15 protein-coding genes are annotated in these 21,268 nt (G+C 43.6%); 12 read left to right on the top strand and 3 right to left on the bottom strand.

Annotated features, from left to right (window positions below; genetic code table 11):
• Positions 1-41 precede the first annotated feature (41 nt).
• Positions 42-2,120, bottom strand: a complete 2,079-nt coding sequence (gene ligA / locus BQ2633_RS01390) for an NAD-dependent DNA ligase LigA (RefSeq protein ID WP_075564682.1) — start codon at positions 2,118-2,120, stop codon at positions 42-44.
• 145 nt (positions 2,121-2,265) lie between these two features.
• Here ligA and trmD point away from each other — a divergent pair, with 145 nt between their 5' ends.
• On the top strand, positions 2,266-2,943 hold the full coding sequence (gene trmD, locus BQ2633_RS01395) for a tRNA (guanosine(37)-N1)-methyltransferase TrmD (protein ID WP_075564683.1): 678 nt from the start codon (positions 2,266-2,268) through the stop codon (positions 2,941-2,943).
• A 797-nt stretch (positions 2,944-3,740) separates the two neighbouring features.
• Positions 3,741-5,843, top strand: coding sequence for an excinuclease ABC subunit UvrB (gene uvrB / locus BQ2633_RS01400; RefSeq protein ID WP_075564684.1), 2,103 nt, complete (start codon positions 3,741-3,743; stop codon positions 5,841-5,843).
• A 232-nt stretch (positions 5,844-6,075) separates the two neighbouring features.
• On the opposite strand, the gene BQ2633_RS01405 is transcribed toward uvrB, so the two are convergent.
• The gene (locus tag BQ2633_RS01405) at positions 6,076-6,663 is read right to left on the bottom strand and encodes a YjjG family noncanonical pyrimidine nucleotidase (RefSeq protein WP_176720075.1); all 588 of its coding nucleotides are present in this window, start codon (positions 6,661-6,663) and stop codon (positions 6,076-6,078) included.
• A 298-nt stretch (positions 6,664-6,961) separates the two neighbouring features.
• Between BQ2633_RS01405 and BQ2633_RS01410 the strand changes: the two genes are divergently transcribed.
• The 7 genes from BQ2633_RS01410 (at position 6,962) to carB (ending at position 16,051) form a co-directional block, all read left to right on the top strand.
• On the top strand, positions 6,962-7,522 hold the full coding sequence (locus tag BQ2633_RS01410) for a sigma-70 family RNA polymerase sigma factor (RefSeq protein WP_075564685.1): 561 nt from the start codon (positions 6,962-6,964) through the stop codon (positions 7,520-7,522).
• Between the two features lie 20 nt (positions 7,523-7,542).
• A complete protein-coding gene (locus BQ2633_RS01415; RefSeq protein WP_075564686.1) occupies positions 7,543-8,043 on the top strand; it encodes a hypothetical protein in 501 nt (166 codons plus the stop codon).
• Between the two features lie 15 nt (positions 8,044-8,058).
• Positions 8,059-8,508 (top strand): DUF6108 family protein, encoded by a 450-nt coding sequence (locus BQ2633_RS01420; protein ID WP_075564687.1) that lies wholly within the window; start codon positions 8,059-8,061, stop codon positions 8,506-8,508.
• A 22-nt stretch (positions 8,509-8,530) separates the two neighbouring features.
• Entirely contained in the window at positions 8,531-9,403 is an 873-nt protein-coding gene (locus BQ2633_RS01425; RefSeq protein ID WP_075564688.1) for a hypothetical protein, read from the top strand.
• A 263-nt stretch (positions 9,404-9,666) separates the two neighbouring features.
• Positions 9,667-11,592 carry an amidophosphoribosyltransferase gene (locus tag BQ2633_RS01430; protein WP_075564689.1) on the top strand — a complete coding sequence of 642 codons (1,926 nt, stop codon included), beginning with the start codon at positions 9,667-9,669 and terminating at the stop codon, positions 11,590-11,592.
• Between the two features lie 109 nt (positions 11,593-11,701).
• Positions 11,702-12,793 carry a glutamine-hydrolyzing carbamoyl-phosphate synthase small subunit gene (carA, locus tag BQ2633_RS01435; protein ID WP_075564690.1) on the top strand — a complete coding sequence of 364 codons (1,092 nt, stop codon included), beginning with the start codon at positions 11,702-11,704 and terminating at the stop codon, positions 12,791-12,793.
• Between the two features lie 6 nt (positions 12,794-12,799).
• Positions 12,800-16,051 carry a carbamoyl-phosphate synthase (glutamine-hydrolyzing) large subunit gene (carB, locus tag BQ2633_RS01440; RefSeq protein WP_075564691.1) on the top strand — a complete coding sequence of 1,084 codons (3,252 nt, stop codon included), beginning with the start codon at positions 12,800-12,802 and terminating at the stop codon, positions 16,049-16,051.
• 662 nt (positions 16,052-16,713) lie between these two features.
• On the opposite strand, the gene BQ2633_RS01445 is transcribed toward carB, so the two are convergent.
• A complete protein-coding gene (locus BQ2633_RS01445; protein WP_075564692.1) occupies positions 16,714-17,211 on the bottom strand; it encodes an SPOR domain-containing protein in 498 nt (165 codons plus the stop codon).
• Between the two features lie 309 nt (positions 17,212-17,520).
• On the opposite strand from BQ2633_RS01445, the gene BQ2633_RS01450 reads away from it, so the two are divergent.
• From BQ2633_RS01450 to gyrA, 3 genes are all read left to right on the top strand, one after another.
• On the top strand, positions 17,521-17,727 hold the full coding sequence (locus BQ2633_RS01450) for a YtxH domain-containing protein (protein ID WP_075564693.1): 207 nt from the start codon (positions 17,521-17,523) through the stop codon (positions 17,725-17,727).
• Between the two features lie 436 nt (positions 17,728-18,163).
• Positions 18,164-18,424, top strand: a complete 261-nt coding sequence (locus BQ2633_RS01460) for a hypothetical protein (protein ID WP_075564695.1) — start codon at positions 18,164-18,166, stop codon at positions 18,422-18,424.
• Positions 18,425-18,647: 223 nt separating this feature from the next.
• A complete protein-coding gene (gene gyrA, locus BQ2633_RS01465; RefSeq protein WP_075567122.1) occupies positions 18,648-21,266 on the top strand; it encodes a DNA gyrase subunit A in 2,619 nt (872 codons plus the stop codon).
• Positions 21,267-21,268 lie beyond the last annotated feature (2 nt).

Here is a 21,268-nt window from a genome sequence, read left to right on the forward strand (position 1 = left end):
GCAAAAATAGCGATTTATTTCGATTTGTGCAATTTGCAGCCTTAGTTTTCCTCTCCAATCATTTTGAGGAATGTTATTTCATCTACCAGCGGTACTCCCAGCTTTTCGGCTTTCTCGCGCTTAGATGGGCCAATGCTGTCTCCAGCCAGGATGAAACTAGTCTTTTTTGATATACTCGATACATTCTTTCCACCGTGCGCTTCAATAATGCTCTTGTATTCTTCTCTAGAATGGCGACTAAATGTCCCACTAATCACAATCGATTTGTCTACCAGCGCATTTCCCACTTGTTCTTGTTCGGGCATTGACATTTGTAAGCCTAGTTGCGTCAAATCTTCTATTAGTGACAAATTGTCTGAATGCTGAAAGTAACTAATAACACTCTGAGCTATGACAGTCCCCACTCCTTCAACTTGGACTATGTCTTCGAAAGAAGCAGCACGCAGCGCGTCCATGTTCTTAAAATGTCGTGCCAATGTTTTTGCTACTACCTTACCCACGAAACGGATGCCCAAAGCAAACAGTAAACGATCAAAGCTAACTGTCTTAGCTTTGGCTATACCATCAAGAATCTTTTGAGTGGCTTTTAGTGAAACAGGCATCATGGCTCGCTTCTCTTCTAAAGGAGCAAAGAGTGTTGGTGCTTGAAACTCCCCAATCGTGAGATACCATTGCTTGTCCCACTCGTGGAGCGTTAGTCGGAATAAGTCTGCCGGTGTTCGAATCAACCCATTTTCAAAATACTTGTCTACGACTTCTGGTCCGAGACTCATGATATTCATGGCATCTCTACTGATGAAATGTTCAATTCTTCCTTTAAGTTGAGGTGGACAACTATCATTGGGACAGTAATGTGCGGCTTCTCCATCATATCTAACGAGCGGCGTTCCACACTCTGGGCATTGCGTGATAAAATTCACCTTCTCACCTAAATCATTACTGCGTAGTTCTGTAGCAACACCTACAATTTGAGGAATAATTTCTCCAGCTTTCTCCACATAGACTTGGTCGCCGATGTGCAAATCTAGTTGTCGGATAATATCTTCATTGTGAAGTGAGGCACGTTTTACCATGGTTCCCGCCAAAAGTACGGGGGTCATGTTAGCCACTGGAGTGATGGCTCCAGTACGTCCCACTTGGAATGTCACTTCATTCAAGCGGGTGCATGCTCTTTCAGCTTGAAATTTGTAGGCAATCGCCCAGCGTGGGGACTTCGCAGTATACCCAAGCCGTGCTTGTTGCGACAGACTGTTCACTTTTAACACAACTCCGTCTGTGGCTACGGGGAGTGTCTTTCGCGCCTCATCCCAATACTCCAAATAATCTGCTACTTCCTGCAGAGTACTACACAATTGCATAGCATCGCTCACTTTGAAGCCCCAGGACTTGGCCTTTTGGAGGTTATCGTAATGCGACAATCCAGCACTTGATTCAGCCTCATCTACTATAAGATAGTAGAAATAGGCATCCAATTGTCGCTGTGCTACGACACGACTATCTTTACTTTTGAGTGTTCCACTCGCTGCATTACGAGGATTAGCAAAGAGATTCTCTTCGCGTGCTGCTCGTTCTGCATTGAGGCGATCAAAACTTTCCCATGGCATAAGGATTTCTCCACGAATTTCAAAGCGAGAGGGCCAGCCCGCTCGCGCTTCCAGAACGAGCGGTATAGAGCGAATGGTGCGCACATTGGCGGTGACGTCGTCACCTTGCACACCATCTCCACGTGTCAAAGCTCGAACGAGTCGTCCTTCTTCATAGATTAAAGATATGCTCAGTCCATCAAATTTCAATTCTGCGCAGATTTCAAAGGGTTCCCCTTGAAGCCCCTGCGACACTCTGTCATAGAAATCGCCAACTTCCTCTCTGTTATACGTATTACTGAGAGAAAGCATAGGATGCTCATGGGCGACTTGAACAAATTCATTTGACAAATCACTTCCCACACGTTGAGAAGGACTATTAGGATCGTATTCCTCTGGATTATTTTGTTCGAGTTCAATAAGTTCAGCCATGAGATCATCAAACTCTTTGTCGGAGATAGATGGAGCGTTCTCGGCGTAATACTGATGATTGTAGCGATGGAGCATCGCTCTGAGTTCGGTGATTCGGGCGTTCATCTGCGAAAAAACTAATGAATTGGAATAGCAAAAATACGGCTTTTCGCAGAATAATCACTAACTTTGCAGTTGATTTTTCAGTAGATAGGTAAATACCCCCAGTTTATCCTCACTTCTATAGCCTCAACTCTCGTAATTCTTTTTTATGCGCATTGACATTATCTCCGTGATTCCCGAAATGTTGGAGGGGTTCTTCAATCATTCCATATTGGCAAGAGCTCAGAAGAAAGGTTTGGCCGAAATCCACGTGCACAACCTTCGTGACTATAGCACCGATAAACACAAACGTGTGGATGATTATCCTTATGGTGGTTCTGCTGGTATGGTGATGCAATGCCAACCTATCGACGACTGTATAGCTGCGCTCAAAGCTGAGAGAGATTATGACGAAATCATCTTCACCACTCCCGATGGTGAGCAGTTCGACCAGCCTATGGCGAACGAACTCTCTCTCAAAGGGAATATCATTATCCTTTGCGGTCACTACAAAGGTATAGATTTCCGTGTGCGCGAACACTTAATCACTCGTGAGATCTCTCTCGGTGATTTTGTATTAACGGGAGGTGAGCTTGCTGCTGCAGCAATGGCAGATGCAATCGTTCGTCTTATTCCGGGTGTGATTGGCGATGTACAAAGCGCACTCAGTGATTCATTTCAAGACAATCTCTTAGCCCCACCACTCTACACGCGCCCTGCTGATTATAAAGATTGGAAAGTGCCCGAAATTTTGTTGTCTGGTCACGATGCACGCATCCGAGAGTGGGAAATGTCTCAAGCAATAGAGCGCACACAGCGTTTACGTCCTGACTTGTTGGAGGAATAAGTCCATAATAGGGAAATAGCAACAGTGAAAAGTGAGTCCATCTGATTAGAAGGGCTCACTTTTTATTTTGCAGTATTTAAACTATAGCAAGTCTATAGGAAGAAACAAAAGACTGCTTGAGCTTCCGTCGTGTGCTACTGATGGGCTTGGTAGAATATGGTGGAGCACACCCGGATACCACTAAGAAAACTTTACATAATAATGGGGCTAATTTAACGCCTTCCTCTTCTCTTCAAATCTTATTGAACTATTTACCAGGCATTGTCGGAGCGTTGATTTTTGTCTTTCGGGTTTTTAGGAAAGTATCTCCGACGTTTTAGCAGAAATCTCCTATCAAAATCAGAAAACGTCGGAGAAAATCTAAATTACCTCTGATGTTTTATTGTGATTTCTACCAGCGGAAAACGAAATAAAGCCGTCTTTTGCTCGTAGAAAACGAAGAAATGTTCCGAAAGTAGTCAGTCGAGCTGTTCAAACCCTGCTAGAATCTCTTCTTTTTGTTGTAGTTCGTAGAAAACCCGTGGAAAAAGTTGAGTTTGGTTTTAACAGAATCTAGAAGTCATAATCTTAAATATCACAGAAGAGTCTTCGTGTTTAGGGACACGAATCCCAATAAGAATAGGGGATTAATCAACCTAAAGGTCGATTATGCCTATCCTTTGTAGCAGATTAAGGTCTGTTCTTGCAAGAATATCTGTGTTTTTTTGTAACTTTGTCCTGATAAGGCGGTCCATTCTATGGATTGCTTTTTATAATTAAACAAAGACGTCACAATCTTTCCTAGAATTCATTCCACAATGGCAAATTTTCAGCTTGTTTCTCCATACAATCCGATGGGCGATCAGCCCGAAGCTATACGATTACTCACTGAAGGAGTGAGAAATGGTGAGCCTGCCCAGGTGCTCCTTGGGGTGACAGGTTCTGGAAAAACTTTCACCATTGCTAATGTCATTGCAAATATAGGGAAACCTACCTTGGTTTTGTCACACAATAAAACACTTGCAGCACAACTTTTCACAGAAATGAAAGGCTTCTTTCCCAACAATGCTGTTGAGTATTATGTGTCTTATTACGACTATTACCAACCTGAGGCTTACATCGCTTCCACTGATACATACATCGAAAAGGATTTGGCCATCAATGACGATTTAGACAAGATGCGTCTTGCGGCCACTTCAGCTTTGCTCTCAGGACGAAAAGATGTCATCGTGGTGTCATCAGTCAGCTGTATTTACGGTATGGGCAACCCATCAGCCTTTTACGAGAATGTTATTCTACTGAAGATGGGACAGCGCATAGCTATGAATACCCTGCTTAAACGCTTGGTCGATTCTCTCTACACTCGTAATGACGTGGCTCCCACCCGTGGTGATTTTAGGGTTAAAGGCGACACTATAGATGTTTTTCTGGCTTATTCGGACGATGTGCTCCGCATCAACTTTTGGGGAGATGAGATAGACTCTATTGAGGAAGTGGATGGAATTACTGGTGCTCGTCAAGCGAACTTTGATGAATATAAGATATACCCAGCAAATCTTTTCTTGACCAGTAAGGAAACCCAAGAAATGGCAATCCGCCAAATCCAAGATGATTTGGCGGAACAGGTAGCTTTGTTCAAAGAACAAGGCAAAGGCTTGGAGGCGCAACGACTAGAAGAACGTGTGAGTTATGACATTGAAATGATTCGCGAACTAGGTCACTGCTCTGGCATCGAGAACTATTCTCGTTACTTTGATGGCAGACAGCCAGGGACTCGCCCATATTGTCTGTTAGACTTCTTCCCAGAAGATTATCTTATCGTCATTGACGAGAGTCATGTGAGCGTTCCGCAAATCAGAGCCATGTATGGTGGAGATCGATCGCGCAAAGAAAGTTTGGTGAACTACGGTTTTCGTTTGCCCGCTGCCATGGACAACCGTCCATTGAAATTTGAAGAGTTTCAAGAGATGGCACGCCAAGTTATCTATGTGAGTGCAACTCCTGCTGATTATGAGATGGAACAAGCTGGTGGAACATACGTGGATCAGGTGATTCGTCCCACTGGTTTGCTCGATCCTCCCATAGAAGTGCGCGACACAGACTTCCCGGTCGATGACTTATTGGAAGAAATTCGCATTGCTATCAAGGATAACGAAAGAACTCTCGTCACTACCCTTTCAAAACGTATGGCAGAAGAACTCACGGAGTATTTGCTTGGTTTGGGAATCTCAACGGCTTACATCCATTCTGACGTAGATACCTTAGAGCGTGTCAAGATTATGGAGGAACTCCGTGCTGGTATTTATGATGTTTTAGTCGGGGTGAACTTGCTACGTGAGGGATTGGATTTGCCAGAAGTCGCACTTGTTGCCATTCTAGACGCAGACAAAGAAGGATTCCTCCGTGATCGTCGAAGCATGACTCAGACAGCAGGTCGTGCGGCTCGTAATGTCAATGGGCGTGTTATTATGTATGCCAAGAAAATCACGGAGAGCATGCAGCAAACCATTGATGAGACAAATCGCCGTCGTCTGAAACAAATGGCATATAACGAAGAGCATGGCATCATACCAACCCAAGTGAAGAAAAGCAACAATGTAAGTCAGTTAGGGAAAATGGGGCTGGAACGTTCTGAAGCTGCTCAGGCGGCTGGTGTTGCATTGCGTGGTCCGCAGTACTATTCTGCCGTAGAGAAAGGGCAAACTCCACGAAAAGTGGCAGAATCCACTGTAACTTATGGCATTGCTTCAGAGATCAGCTTTGAGGCTCCGCAAACTCAAACACCAGAAGACCGCAATACTCGTATAGAGCAACTACGGTCGGCAATGAAGAAGGCAGCTGCAGAACTTGATTTCGTGACAGCGGCTCAACTTCGAGATGAGTTGTTGCAATTGGAAGCTATGAAAGACCCCAAGAGATAAGAACAGATTCGTCTATAATCAAGAGATGATTCAGATGATAACACAAAATAAGGGAGAAGAATGAAAGCTCTTCTCCCTTATTTACGTTTGATTCAAAGAATATTATGGATTTCTGAAAGGTTGTGCACCATATAAGTCGGTGTATATTTGAGCAATTCGTCTGTGTTACCAGAATTTTGCGGCAACTTATTGCGATTGAAATAGATGGTATCTAGTCCTGCCCCCATAGCCCCTAGGATGTCTGTAGAAAAATTATCGCAATCATAAGCGTACTCTCTGGTGTTGCTTTTGTTTGCTCAAAAGCATAATCAAAGAACTTTTGAGAAGGCTTATTTGCTCCTGCTTGTTCGCTAAGTACGATCGTGTCAAAATACTTTGTCATCCCCACCATCTCTAACTTTCTGTGTTGCACTTCAGTAAATCCATTACTACAAATGTGAAGTCGATAGCCTCTAGACTTGAGATGTTTAAGCAAATCTTTTGCTCCGTCTACAATACCCGTCTTTGTACAATTGAACTCTAAGAAAGCATCTCCTAGTTTCAGGCAGAACTCGTCGGACAATTCAGCCCCTTTGCCTAAGGCTAGAGGGCGGCGAAAGCGTTCGACAATGAGAAAATCGCGGGTAATCTCCCCATGAGCATATTGGGACCACAGATGCTCATTGATTTCCCAATAATTCTCCGTGAAAAACGCTTTATTCTCAAATATATGACCAAGATTAAAGGCGTCATATAGTTCTTCTAAAGCTAATGTCGCATTACCATGTGTGTCGTATAGGGTATCATCAAAGTCGATGAAAAGATCTTTATAAGGAAGCATAAGAAATGAGTATGGGAAATGTGAAGTATTATACGCGTGCAAAGTTACGACTTTATGGAGAAGAGAGCAACAAGCAAAGGAGTTTAATGAACGAACAGGCGGCAATTTGAGTCGTATAATAATGATAGATTGTTGTATGTAGCTGAAAAGCAATTGAAATATAGTGCTGCGGGAAGAAAAGTAGGAGGTCATTGTAAGAAAGTGCGAAAAAAAGCGTTTGAAATATGTTACAAAAACATTACCTTCGCGTATTAGTAATAGAAAGCCACTTAAAATGGTGGTTACATCGCATTATAACATGCCTATATCTAAGAAAAAAGTAATAGAATCAGCGTCAGATTCTTCTGCAAACAGAGGGAATATTCTGACTGCAACCTTCCTACAAATTCGGCGAAGGTTGCAGGTGATTTCTACCAGTATCTTAGGAAATAGCACAGAAGCAGAGGATGCGTTGTCAGAAGCTTTCTTACGATTATGGAAAAGTCCTCGGCCCTTAGAGAACGCTTTCCAAGTTGAGGCGATACTTACCACAACTGTAAGAAATATAAGTATAGATGAAGTACGTAAACGACGCTCTCATCCGGTTGATACTTTAGATGCTCTTCCCGAAGGTGAAGGCGTAATGGACGATGATACAACAGAATTAGATGTAGAAGTGCAATTACGCAGGATAGAAAAGTTGATTTCTTGTCATCTTTCTCCTCAGCAACAGCGCATTCTTCGTATGAGAGACGTCGATGGACTTGCTTTTTCTGTGATTTCCGAGCAATTAGATATGCAAGAGACCGCAGTTAGAATGCAACTCTCTCGAGCACGAAAATTACTTCGCGAACTTTATCGTCGGCAGTATTCAGACTAAATCTTCAAAGCCTTGCAACAATGATGAGTATAGATCAATATAAAACACTTGTAGATGCCTATTTTGAGGCTACTACAACTGAAGAAGAGGAGGAAAAGCTGAAGTTGTTTTTAATAACTCCACAAGCTCAAGATCCTTCTTTTGATGAAATTAAGGCTGTTATGGGCTTAACTACGATGTTAAAACGTAAAAGCCAGAACAATCAGTGTACAAAAGAAGCATCAAATAGAGTACTCACAACCTCGATTCCAGCAACTTCGCATCTATTTCTCCCTAAACGCCAGCTCATGCGCTGGGCAGCAGTGATTGTTTTAGGTCTTTCTGTGCTCGCCCCTGCAGCTATGATGTGGGGTTTGTCAGATAGTGATGAATGTGAGGCCTATATTGATGGCAAAAAGATAACAGATCAAGCCGTGGTGCTCCAACAAATGCACACAACAATGTCGCAGACCTTACAAGGGGATTTGCAAAATGAACCCGCGAAACAGTTACGCGACCTATTTTCTACTCCACAACAATAACAACTCCTCCATAATATGAAACGGTTATGCCTACTCTTTATTGGGCTTATGGCTATGTTGTCAGCTATAGCCCAAGAAAAATTAAATGTAGCTCCTTTCTTTGAGACTAACTTTGTGAAATCACACAAGGCTACTATGGTGAAACTCTCTGGAAAGGCTTTAAAAGACTATTCTCTGCTCAAATTTTATAGCGTGACAATGAGTCTTTCTAACCAAGAAGTCATAGAGCTAGAAAGAGCCATCTCGAAAGATACGCACAATGTGACGGAACAAGAGGCTGCTTCCAAACATGGTAAGTTATATTATGGCTTTTATCAGTTGCCCAACGGTGATAAGACGAAGGTCAATAGTTTCTTGTTTTACCGAAACAATGGGCTTCAACCTCGAGGAAATCCGACCTACACACTTATCTATATGGAGGGGCAAACAACTCTCCAGGAATTAAAAAGAAAGTTCGCTCCCTAATCTCATTACATACTATTGCACAATGAAACGTTATATTCTTCTTTTATTTGTAGGCTTGGGACTATCTGCAGCAGCTGCAGAACTTAATGACACGATTGTCAAAGTGAATAATCCTGACTCTGTGTTGCTCACACGCAATGACTCGACTATTATCCTCCGTGTTGATGGCTCGAGCAACGATAAATCGGCAAAATTTGTCTATACGATTCCAACACAAGGTACATCGCTGGTTGATGCTGCAGCTAGTCGATGGAAGTTCCCTGAATCGCCTCTTACACTCCATAAGGAAAGTAGTGACAAAAAACATTCTATGGAGCTAACAGCTGGCCAGCTTCTCCTAGGTTTCAACCTTGCCCAAAATGGCCCTAAAGGAATTAGCTCAGATGTTTGGGGGCGCAACATTGATATTGAGCTTAATCTGATGAGATTTTCTGTTACTCGTAACAGACATCATTGTTTTTCTCTGGGATGGAGCTATGGATGGAGTAAGATTGCACTTGATGGCGGTCTAGCTTTTCAGCTTAATAATGGGGTTACCACAATTGGAACTTTCGCAGAGAACCAAACACCTATTCGTTCGGTCTTTCGCCTTAACAGACATTCATTCCCACTGCTCTATACCTATCAAGAAAATGGAATGGGTTTAAGCGTGGGTCCAGTGTTGAATCTGAATGTTCGTCCGCGTATTTATAATACCTATCTGAATGCTGAAGGAAAGGAACAGCAAGATGCCTACAAAAGTGGCATACATTTTACTCCTGCCACTCTATCTTTCTATGGAGAATTAAAGATTAAATGGATAGGAATCTTTGCTCGTTACACTCCACAATCCATGTTTGAGAAAGGACTCGGACCAAATGTTCAAACTCTGACAGTAGGTTTGTCCTTCTTCTGAGGTTAGGGGCAGAGATGTTCTCAAATTTCCTAAATTGAACTTCCCTTGTTTATGTTTGGTGCCTTCTATTGTGTGATTGAAATCTACGATAGGAGGTACCTTTTTGGGGTAGACCCCCTCAATTCTGGCATAATTAAGTTGCAACTTGTAGATGTATCTGTTAAAAACTTTCAACTTTTCAGAGAATAGAATGGTGTATTGACCTGGAAACTCAAAATAAAGTAGTAACTTTGCCAACAAAGAAACTGAACAAAGCGTATCTGATGGAACAAATCAAGCATGAATGTGGTGTAGCAATGGTTAGATTGCTCAAGCCTCTCAGCTATTATAAAGAGAAGTACGGAACTTGGATGTACGGTCTCAATAAACTCTATCTTATGATGGAGAAACAACACAACCGCGGTCAAGAAGCTGCGGGACTTGCTGCGTTGAAACTTCAGGCTGAGCCTGGAGATGAGTACATGTTCCGTGAACGTGCTCAAGGCAACACTGCGATTCAAGAGATTTTCGCGTCTGTTCACTCCAAATTCTCTAACTTTTCTTCTGAAGAGCTTGCCGATGCTGATTTCGCTGGCAAGAACATTCCCTTTGCAGGGGAGATTTATATGGGCCACCTCCGGTATTCTACTACTGGCAAGCGTGGCCTTTCGTATGTCCATCCTTTTTTGCGCAGAAATAACTGGAGAGCAAAAAACCTCTGCTTGTGCGCAAACTTCAATATGACGAACGTACAGGAAATTTTTGACCACATTGCGGTGAAAGGTCAACATCCTCGTATGCTGAGTGATACGTATCTCCTGCTCGAACAACTAGGTCACAGATTAGATCGTGAGGCAGAACGTTGCTTTGTTGCGGCAGAATCTCAGGGACTTACCGATCGCCATATCACGGAGTACATCGAGAGTAACATTAACGTGGCGAATATTCTCAAAGAATCCGCTCCTGTGTGGGATGGCGGCTATGTGGTTTGCGGCATCACGGGAAGTGGCGAGACTTTTGTTTTAAGAGATCCCTGGGGCATTCGACCTGCGTTCTATTATAAAAGCGATGATGTGTTTGCACTTGCTAGTGAACGCCCAGTTCTTCAAACTTCTTTTGGACTTGAAGCAGAAGACATCGTGGAACTACAGCCTGGTCAAGCGATAATGACCAATCGTAAGGGAGAAATGCGCATTGAACAAATTCTTCCTGCCCAGAAACTAGCTGCATGCTCTTTTGAACGTGTGTATTTCAGCCGTGGTTCTGATATAGATATTTACAAAGAACGCAAAGAAATGGGACGTCGACTTGTGCCTTCCATTTTGAAAGCAATCAACAATGAAGTAGATAATACAGTTTTTTCCTACATTCCCAATACAGCAGAAGCAGCTTATTATGGTCTTTACCAAGGTTTTGAAGAATATCTCAATCAACAAAAGACGCACGAGATTACTGAGCTGCTCAAAAATCCAGCATACAGCTCCGAAGCAAGCAAGGTTGCGCTAGAGAAACGTATTGCCGAAGTTCTCGCTCGCCACATTCGTGCTGAAAAAGTGGCATGGAAAGACATAAAAATGCGTACCTTTATTGCAGAAGGTAATTCGCGCAATGATCTTGCTGCCCACGTTTACGACATTACTTATGGTAGTGTTGTGCCGAATGTCGACAATCTTGTCGTAATTGACGATAGTATTGTCCGAGGAACGACCTTGCGTGAAAGTATTCTCCGCATCCTCGATCGTCTACATCCCAAACGCATCGTAATTGTCAGCAGTTCACCTCAGGTGCGCTACCCAGACTATTATGGTATTGACATGGCGAACATGAACGAGTTTATTGCATTCCGTGCTGCAATAGCCTTGCATGAAGAGCGCGGAACAATGAATTTGCTCACAGATATCTATCGACGCTGTAAAGCACAGGAAGATTTACCCAAAGAACAGGTGCAGAACTACATCCGCGAGCTCTATGAACCCTTCACGGAACTAGAGATAAATGCGAAGATGGTAGAACTTCTTCGTCCAGCTGGCGTAGATACAGAAATCCACATGGTGTATCTTAGCATCGAGGATTTGCATAAAGCATGCCCCAATAGCCCAGGTGACTGGTATTTCAGTGGACATTTCCCCACTCCTGGTGGTAATAAGTGCGTAAACGCTGCTTTCATCCGCTATATGGAAGGCCATCAGGCTGCACTACTCTCGCAGTAGTCACCTAGAGCCACCACTAACTTAGGGTTTAGAAGTCGATATTTCTAGAACATCTACCTTATCCAACAGCCTATACAATCCAAGATTCACCCTATTTACCTTCATAAAAATGCGAAAAGTAACCCTTTTGCTCAGCGATGGTTCCCAATTCCATGGAGAAAGTTTCGGCTACGAAGCTCCCGTAGCTGGCGAAGTTGTGTTCAACACAGCCATGATGGGCTATCCAGAAAGCCTTACAGACCCCTCTTATGCAGGACAACTCATGGTGCTCACCTATCCTTTGGTCGGCAACTATGGCGTTCCTCCCTTTACCATTGAGGAGAATGGACTTGCGACTTTCATGGAAAGCGACAAAATCCATGCAAGTGCCATCATTGTGAGCGATTATAGTGAGAATTACTCTCACTGGAATGCTAAAGAAAGCCTTGCTGAATGGTTGAAACGTGAAAAAGTGCCTGGCATCACAGGCATCGACACGCGCGAACTCACCAAGGTGCTCCGTGAGCATGGGGTGATGATGGGCAAAATCCTCTTCGATGACATGCCCAATGAAGTACCCGAAGCACAATACGAAGGAGTGAACTTCGTAGAGAAAGTAAGTTGCAAAGAAGTTATTCGCTATGCACCCACTAATGGAGATGAGGATGCTCCCAAAGTAGTCCTTGTCGACTGTGGGGTTAAGCACAATATCATCCGCAATCTTATTAACCGTGGTGTAGAAGTTGTGCGTGTGCCTTGGGATTATGACTTTAATCGACTGGAGTTTGATGGACTATTCTTGGCAAATGGTCCTGGTGACCCCGACACCTGCGCAATAACCGTAAATCACATTCGCACTTTCTTGCAAAATGCTCAAGTGCGCCCTTGCATGGGTATTTGTATGGGCAACCAACTCTTGTCTAAAGCTGCAGGTGCTACCATCTACAAACTGAAATATGGCCATCGTTCGCACAATCAACCCGTACGAATGGTTGGAACAAATCGTTGTTTCATCACTTCACAAAACCATGGTTATGCAGTAAAGTCTGATACTTTGTCTGCTGAATGGGAACCCTACTTCGTAAACATGAATGACGGTTCAAACGAAGGCGTACGTCACAAGACAAATCCTTGGTTTTCTGCCCAATTTCACCCAGAGGCTTGCAGTGGTCCTGTAGATACTGAATTCCTTTTCGATGATTTCGTAAACCTTCTCAAATAAACCATCATGATTGATCCTAGCATTAAGAAAGTTCTCCTCCTCGGTTCTGGCGCACTCAAGATTGGTGAGGCCGGAGAGTTTGACTATTCAGGTAGCCAAGCCTTGAAAGCACTCAAAGAAGAAGGTATCGAGACCATACTTATCAACCCAAATATCGCTACTGTCCAAACTTCTGAAGGTGTAGCCGACCAAATCTACTTCCTCCCAGTGACGCCCTATTTCATTGAGCGCGTCATCGAGAAGGAACGTCCTCAAGGTATCATGCTAGCCTTCGGTGGTCAGACTGCACTCAACTGTGGTGTAGAGCTGTACCAAAGCGGAGTTTTGGAAAAATACAACCTGAAAGTACTCGGCACTCCCGTTCAATCAATCATGGACACGGAAGACCGCGAACTTTTTGTCAAGAAACTTGATGAAATCAACGTTAAGACGATTAAGAGTGAAGCTGTAAGCAATATTGAAGATGCTCGTAAAGCAGCTAAGAATCTCGGATATCCTGTTATCATCCGTGCCGCATACGCACTCGGTGGTTTGGGGTCTGGTTTCTGCGACAACGAAGAAGAACTCAATAAGCTTGCAGAAAAGGCCTTCGCGTTCTCACCACAAGTATTGGTAGAAAAGAGCCTAAAAGGCTGGAAAGAGGTTGAGTATGAAGTTGTCCGCGACCGCTTTGACAACTGTATCACGGTCTGCAACATGGAAAACTTCGACCCCCTCGGCATTCACACCGGAGAATCTATTGTCATTGCGCCTTCTCAGACCTTGACAAACAGTGAGTATCACAAACTTCGTGAGCTTTCTATCCGCATTGTACGCCATGTTGGTATTGTCGGAGAGTGTAATGTTCAATACGCCTTTGACCCTGAAAGTGAAGACTATCGCGTAATTGAAGTAAATGCCCGACTTAGCCGTAGCTCTGCACTCGCTTCTAAAGCCACTGGCTATCCCTTGGCTTTCGTAGCTGCTAAGTTAGGTCTTGGATATGGCTTGTTTGATTTGAAGAACTCTGTGACAAAAACCACTGCAGCATTCTTCGAACCAGCATTGGACTATGTAGTTTGTAAGATACCTCGTTGGGACTTGGGTAAGTTCCGTGGTGTTGATCGTGAACTGGGTAGCTCAATGAAATCCGTTGGTGAGGTGATGGCCATCGGCAGAACCTTTGAGGAAGTCATCCAAAAAGGCTTGCGCATGATTGGACAAGGCATGCACGGTTTCGTAGAGAACAGAGAACTTGATATCGAAGACGTAGAAGCTGCTTTGAAAGCTCCTACAGATAAGCGTATCTTTGTTATCGAAAAGGCATTCCAACAAGGTTATACCATCGAACAAATCCACAATCTCACCAAGATTGACCTTTGGTTCCTCAAGAAGCTCTATAATATTTACGAAACAAGTCTTGCTCTTCATGCATGTGGCAATATCAACACTCTCGATTCAGCCCTTCTTGCAAAGGCAAAACGCCAAGGTTTCACAGACTTCCAAGTAGCTCGTGCCCTCGGTATGGAGCATGATATGGATTCTGAGCGTGCTACCCTACTCGTTCGTGAGCATCGCAAACGCGCAGGTATCGTACCATATGTAAAACAAATTGACACCCTCGCAGCAGAGTACCCAGCGCAGACTAATTACCTCTACCTCACCTATAGCGGTGTTGCGCACGATATTCGTTTTGAAAACGACAAGCGCTCAGTGGTTGTGCTTGGTTCGGGTGCCTATCGTATCGGTTCGTCAGTAGAATTCGACTGGTGCGGTGTTCAAGCTCTAAATACCATTCGTAAAGAAGGCTATCGCTCTGTGATGATCAACTATAATCCAGAGACTGTGTCTACAGACTATGATATGTGCGATCGCCTTTATTTCGATGAACTCACCTTCGAGCGAGTTTTGGATATCTTGGATTTGGAATCTCCCTATGGCGTTGTGGTCAGCACTGGTGGACAGATTCCAAACAACCTGGCACTTCGTCTCGATGAACAACGCGTGCCCATCCTCGGTACCCAAGCGAAGGATATTGACAACGCAGAAGACCGCGAAAAGTTCTCTGCTATGCTCAATAGAATTGGCGTCGACCAACCTGCATGGAGTGCATTGACTTCTATGGAGGATATCAATACTTTCATCAAAGAAGTAGGATTCCCAGTTTTGGTTCGTCCTAGCTACGTGCTTTCTGGTGCGGCAATGAATGTGTGCCACAATCAAGAAGACTTGGAACGCTTCCTCACAATGGCAGCAAATGTCAGCAAGAAGCATCCTGTGGTGGTTTCTCAATTCTTACTACATGCCAAAGAAGTCGAAATGGATGCTGTGGCAAAGAATGGTGAAATCATCGCGTATGCCATCTCTGAGCACGTAGAATTCGCTGGAGTTCACTCTGGAGACGCAACAATCCAGTTCCCTCCTCAAAAACTATATGTGGAGACAGCGCGTCGCATCAAGAAGATTTCCAAACAAATTGCGCGTGAACTCAATATCTCAGGTCCTTTCAACATTCAGTTCCTTGCTCGTGAAAACGACATTAAGGTGATTGAATGTAACCTCCGTGCTTCACGCTCCTTCCCCTTCGTTAGTAAGGTGCTCAAGATCAATCTTATCGAGCTTGCTACTCGTGTGATGCTTGGTCTTCCTGTTGAGAAACCCTCAAAATCTCTCTTCGACCTTGACTATGTTGGTGTCAAAGCTTCTCAATTCTCCTTCAACCGTCTTCAAAAGGCTGACCCGGTTTTGGGCGTTGACATGGCTTCTACGGGTGAAGTTGGTTGCTTAGGCGAAAACGCTAACTCGGCATTGCTTAAGAGTCTGTTGTCAGTGGGCTTGCGCATTCCTAAGAAGAATGTATTACTTTCTACTGGTAGTGGTAAGAACAAGGCAGATATGCTTGAGGCTGCACACAGATTGGCCAACCATGGCTACTGTATATATGCGACAGAAGGCACTTCGCGCTATTTGTCCGAGAACGGCATCCCCAGTGTTCGCGTACTTTGGCCAAGCGAAGTCGAAGCTCTCTCACCTGATAGCGCAGAAGCCAAGTTGCCTCGTGCATTAGACTTGCTTCGCGACAAGAAAGTTGAGATGGTTGTTAACATTCACAAGAACTTCTCTACTGGAGAATTGACGAATGGCTACAAGATTCGCCGTGCAGCTATCGACCATAATATTCCACTTCTCACAAATGCTCGTTTGGCGTCTGCCTTTATCTACGCTTTCACCACAACGCGCGTGGAAGATCTTGAGATTAAGAGCTGGCAAGAATTCTAATTTCGGTAAATCTTTTGCAGCATAGCTACGAAATATTTTATAGCCCCCTCCTAGTTCATCATGGAGGGGGCATCTTTTGTGTAAGAGGAGTCTTGTTGAATAATACTTACTATGCGATATAACCACAATAACCGCTCAAGCATCTATTGTTTAGTTGTAAATCTACCGCGAAAGACTAAGACAAATTCATATGCTTATTTAGCAAGAAGAACTGAATAAATAGGGAGAATGAACAGCTATATTTATTGCTTTTCTCGCTATTCCTCACGAAATGTCCGACGTTTCTGAAAATATCTCGGACATATTCTTGAAAACATCCGAGATAATTTGATTTTCGACGGAGATATTGACTGCAAACAAGCCTTCATTTTTTCATGTGATGCGAGTAAAATCGATAATGAGTAATGGATTATCTAACAACATGGCTGTTTTCACTGATATTTCTGCCTACAATGACAGTTTTTCTAATAACGACTATCCCAAAATAGCGTCTCACAATCGCGCCTATACAGAGAGCTGATTCACGAAAGACAGAATAAAGCATTTTACCCTTCGAAAACCTAGAAATACTTTGCTATTTTGTCCAGCAATACTTACAAACAAAAAGCGCGCCTGTGTAATGAACACAGACGCGCTTTTTCGTATTAAGCTAAAATGAAAGATTAGCGACCAAGAATCCAAGCACCAGGATACATGCCAATCAAAGTGTTGCGGCTTTGAACAGCTTCACCCTTTGTGTCGAAAGAGGAGGCAACAACACGATACCAACCAGTGTGACCGCTAATGGTTTCGTTTGTCTTCACCACGCGAGCTGCTAAACCACGACTGCGAAGTGAGTTCATTTGACCTTCGGCATTAGTTTGATTCACGAAGCTACCTACAACTACGCTGAAAGCCTTGAGGGGTTCACCATTAACAACAGTGACACCACCTTGGATAGTGCGCACAGGTGTAGCGTCGTCATTTGACACGGGTTGAGTTGCAACGGGAGTCACTTGTTCTTGTGGCTGAGGTGCAATGGTCACCGTTTGGGTAGATTTATTTTGTTCTTGTGCTCTAGCCTTTTCGTATGCTTGGCGATAAGCACTTTCTTGAGATTTGCAAGCCGTGAACATAGCCACGGTGCACAAGCCTAATGCAAGAATTGCGTGATTCTTCATGTCTTATACCTTTTATCTTTTACGTAGATTGTTAGCAAAATCATGAACTTGTAGTCACAGCGAGAATACTTCTCATAATAGATAAAAGCTCAGACCAACCCAGTTTGTTGCTAGCTCCATCTTCAGACTTACCATGATAATAGTTCATTCTTGCGCAAATATACAAGTAAAATAGGTAATAAGCTACAGAATCCACTACAAAAAACATTAAACAGCAGAATTTATCGCAAATTTGTATGGGACTTTCAAGAAAAATCGGTATTTTTGGAGCAACTAACAGATTTATAAACTCCAAAAATTCATATTATCATGAAAGGATTAAGCATTCTCGCAGCTTTTTTGGGCGGTGCAGCAGTAGGCGCAGCCTGTGGTATTCTCTTTGCTCCTGAAAAGGGTGAAGATATGCGTTCACGCATCGCTGAAGCAATTCGCAAGCGTGGTATCAAACTTAACGGCAAAGAACTTGAAAGTTTGGTAGACGACATCGCAGAAGAACTTAGTGCAGCATCTGAATAAAGCTTGAACCACGTGTTTTCTAACGACCACAACGTAGAAATCATTGCAAGGTTAATATCCAACCTAAAGCGATATGGTGAGTTGCGACTCAAAGGGATGCAGCTTGATGTCGTGAGTAAGTTAACTTTAGTCTTAACTTTGCTTGTAGTGGCATTGGTGTTGATAGGAGTAGTTAGCATTGTTGTGCTCTTACTTTCCTTTGCACTTGTATTTGCACTCGCACCAATAGTCGGTAGCCTGGTTACGTCTTGCTGTCTCGTGGCAGGAGGTTTTGTTCTATTGAGTGTTTTACTTGTATTGTTTCGTCGAACATTACTTATTAACCCCATTGCTCGTTTCTTGTCATCTATCTTCTTAGGGGATGATACTGAAACCGGTGATCTAACCGAAGTACCTCAAGCTAAGCAAAGTGCCCATACTTCCGAATACTACTAAAATGACAACAACCAACACTCTAGAAAGAATACGATGGGAACGGAAGCGCGTGCAAAAGGAGCTCGAACATTTGGAACAGGTCATCGCTGATGACTTTCATGAACTCACTGCTCCCCCTCCACCCTCCAACAACAAACTCGAGGCAATGATTGGTGTTGCTTCTCGAGCGTGGAGTATCTTTGACGGTGCTATGATGGGCTACAAGCTCTTTCGACGATTTGGCAAAGCTTCTCGAGGTCTCTCGAAAAGTAAACGCAAATAATTTACACAAAGGCAAGACTCACGCGGTCTTGCCTTTGTGTGTCTTGCTATCAACGTCAAAAAAAAGGAACTTATTTTCTTCTGAAATTATGCAAAATACGGAGAAACGCGCTCAGAACGCTTAAAAAAGGGCTTTATCGCGTTTTTGTCTCACAAAAGAGTTCATCATTTCTTGGGTCATATCGCCTTAAATGCGTAAATTTGCAACAAATACAATAGATATGATTCAAGAAACAGACAGAATTAAAGAAGTGAATATTGAGGAGGAAATGAAGTCCTCCTATATCGACTACTCCATGTCGGTAATTGTAAGCCGTGCGCTTCCTGATGTTCGCGATGGTTTCAAGCCTGTGCACCGCCGTATCCTGTATGGTATGATGGACATGGGTATCACACACGATAAAGCAACCAAGAAATCTGCAGCTATTGTTGGTGAGGTATTGGGTAAATACCACCCTCACGGAGATAGTTCTGTATATGGTGCTTTGGTGCGTATGGCTCAGCCTTGGGCGATGCGTTATCCGCTAGTCATTGGTCAAGGTAACTTTGGCTCAATGGATGGTGATGGTGCTGCAGCGATGCGTTACACCGAGGCAAAGATGAGCCTTGTCGGTGAAGCTATGATGCAAGACATCGAGAAGGAAACGGTGGATATGAACCGCAACTACGACAATTCACGTGATGAACCGTCTGTTTTGCCCACTCGCATTCCTTCATTCTTGGTGAATGGCGCCACAGGTATCGCTGTTGGTATGGCCACAAATGTGCCTACTCACAACTTAGGTGAGGTTATCGATGGTTGTGTTGCCTATATTGACAACCCAGAAATTGATGTTGACGGCTTAATGGATCATATCAAGGGCCCAGACTTCCCCACAGGAGCATACATTCTTGGTAATGCAGGTATCCGCAGTGCTTATGACACAGGTCGTGGTCGTGTGATTATCCGTGCTAAGGCTGAGATTGAAACAGGTATGCAGCATGATAAGATTGTGATTCGTGCTGTGCCTTATGGTACCAATACTTCTGATTTGGTGAAATCTATCGCACAATTGTCAAAAGAGAATCGTGTGGAAGGTATTACCAACGTGAACGACGAATCGGATCGTGAGGGTATGCGTATTGTTGTTGACGTGAAGCGTGGACAAAACGCCAACGTAGTACTCAATAAGCTCTATAAGATGACTGGGTTGCAAACGAGCTTTGCTGTCAATTGTATTGCTCTTGTACCCATTCCTGGTACTTCTCCCGCTAAGATGCGCCCCAAACTGCTTACATTGAAAGAATGTATCAAGCAATTTGTAGATCATCGTCACGATGTTGTCATTCGTCGCACACGTTTTGATTTGAGAAAGGCTCAAGAAAGACAACACATTCTTCGTGCTCTCATCATAGCGTCTGATAATATCGATGAAGTAGTTGCAATCATTCGTTCTAGCAGAAACACCCAAGAAGCACAAGAACGCTTGATGTCGCGATTTGAATTGGATGATATTCAAGCAAAAGCTATCGTAGAAATGCGATTGGCTCAACTCACTGGACTTCAACAAGAGAAGTTGCATGCGGAGTTTGATGAGTTGGAGAAGAAGATTGGTTATTTCAATCAGATTCTTTCTGATCCAGAACTTTGCAAGAAAGTCATCAAAGACGAACTCATCGAAGTGAAAGAAGCTTATGGTGACGAACGTAAGACTGAGATTCTTCCCGACCTATCCAACTTCAATGCAGAAGACTTCTACGCTGATGATGAAGTTGTGATTACTATTAGTCACTTGGGCTATATTAAGCGTACACCGCTAGCTGAATTTCGTGCTCAGGGCCGAGGAGGTGTAGGAGCTAAAGGTGGATCCACTCGCGATCAAGACTTCATAGAATACATTTATCAAGCAACAATGCATAATACCATGCTGTTCTTTACAGCTAAGGGACGCTGCTATTGGTTGCGAGTTTATGAAATAGAAGAAGGTACACGCCAATCTAAGGGTCGTGCGATTCAAAACATGCTTAACATTGAGCCAGATGACCGCATCAACGCATGCTTGCATATCCGCAAGCTTAAGGATGAAGCATTCTGTGATAGTCACTATGTCGTGTTCGCAACTCAGAGAGGTGTCGTAAAGAAAACAAGATTGACAGAGTATTCTCGTCCACGTACAAATGGAGTTAACGCCATTAACATCAACTCAGACGACCGTGTGGTTAGTGTAGTTCTGACCAATGGTTCTGACGAACTTGTTATGGCAAACAAAAACGGCCGTGCCATTCGATTTAACGAAAGCGTAGTACGCACCATGGGACGTAATGCAACTGGTGTTCGTGGTATGGTTCTCGATAATGAGGCTGACGAAATAGTTGGAATGGTCTGCGTGAATGACTCAGAACGCGAAAGTATTCTCGTTGTAAGCGAACAAGGCTACGGTAAGCGCAGTGCAATCGATGACTATCGCGTTACAAATCGTGGCGGTAAGGGCGTTAGAACCTTGAATATCACCGACAAGACTGGCAATGTTGTTGCAATCAAGAGCGTGACTGAAGAAGAAGATTTGATGATCATCAATAAGAGCGGTATCACTCTTCGTTTGCGTGTCGCAGATATTCGCCTAGCAGGCCGTGCTACTCAGGGCGTTCGCCTCATTGACCTCAAGAAGCGTAACGATATCATTAGTAGTGTTTGTCAAGTTCCAACCTCTACCGAAGAGGAAGACGAGGAAATCGAACAAGTGCTCAACGAAGATATGGACATGGTGTCAGAAGATACCAATGAACAACCAAGCGTTGTAGATGCTGATTCGCAAGAAGCTACTAATGCAACAGACAATGGAGAGAATCTCTCTGATAATTAAAG

This window comes from Ihuprevotella massiliensis, assembly GCA_900095835.1.
GTDB classification, from domain to species: Bacteria; Bacteroidota; Bacteroidia; order Bacteroidales; family Bacteroidaceae; genus Alloprevotella; species Alloprevotella massiliensis.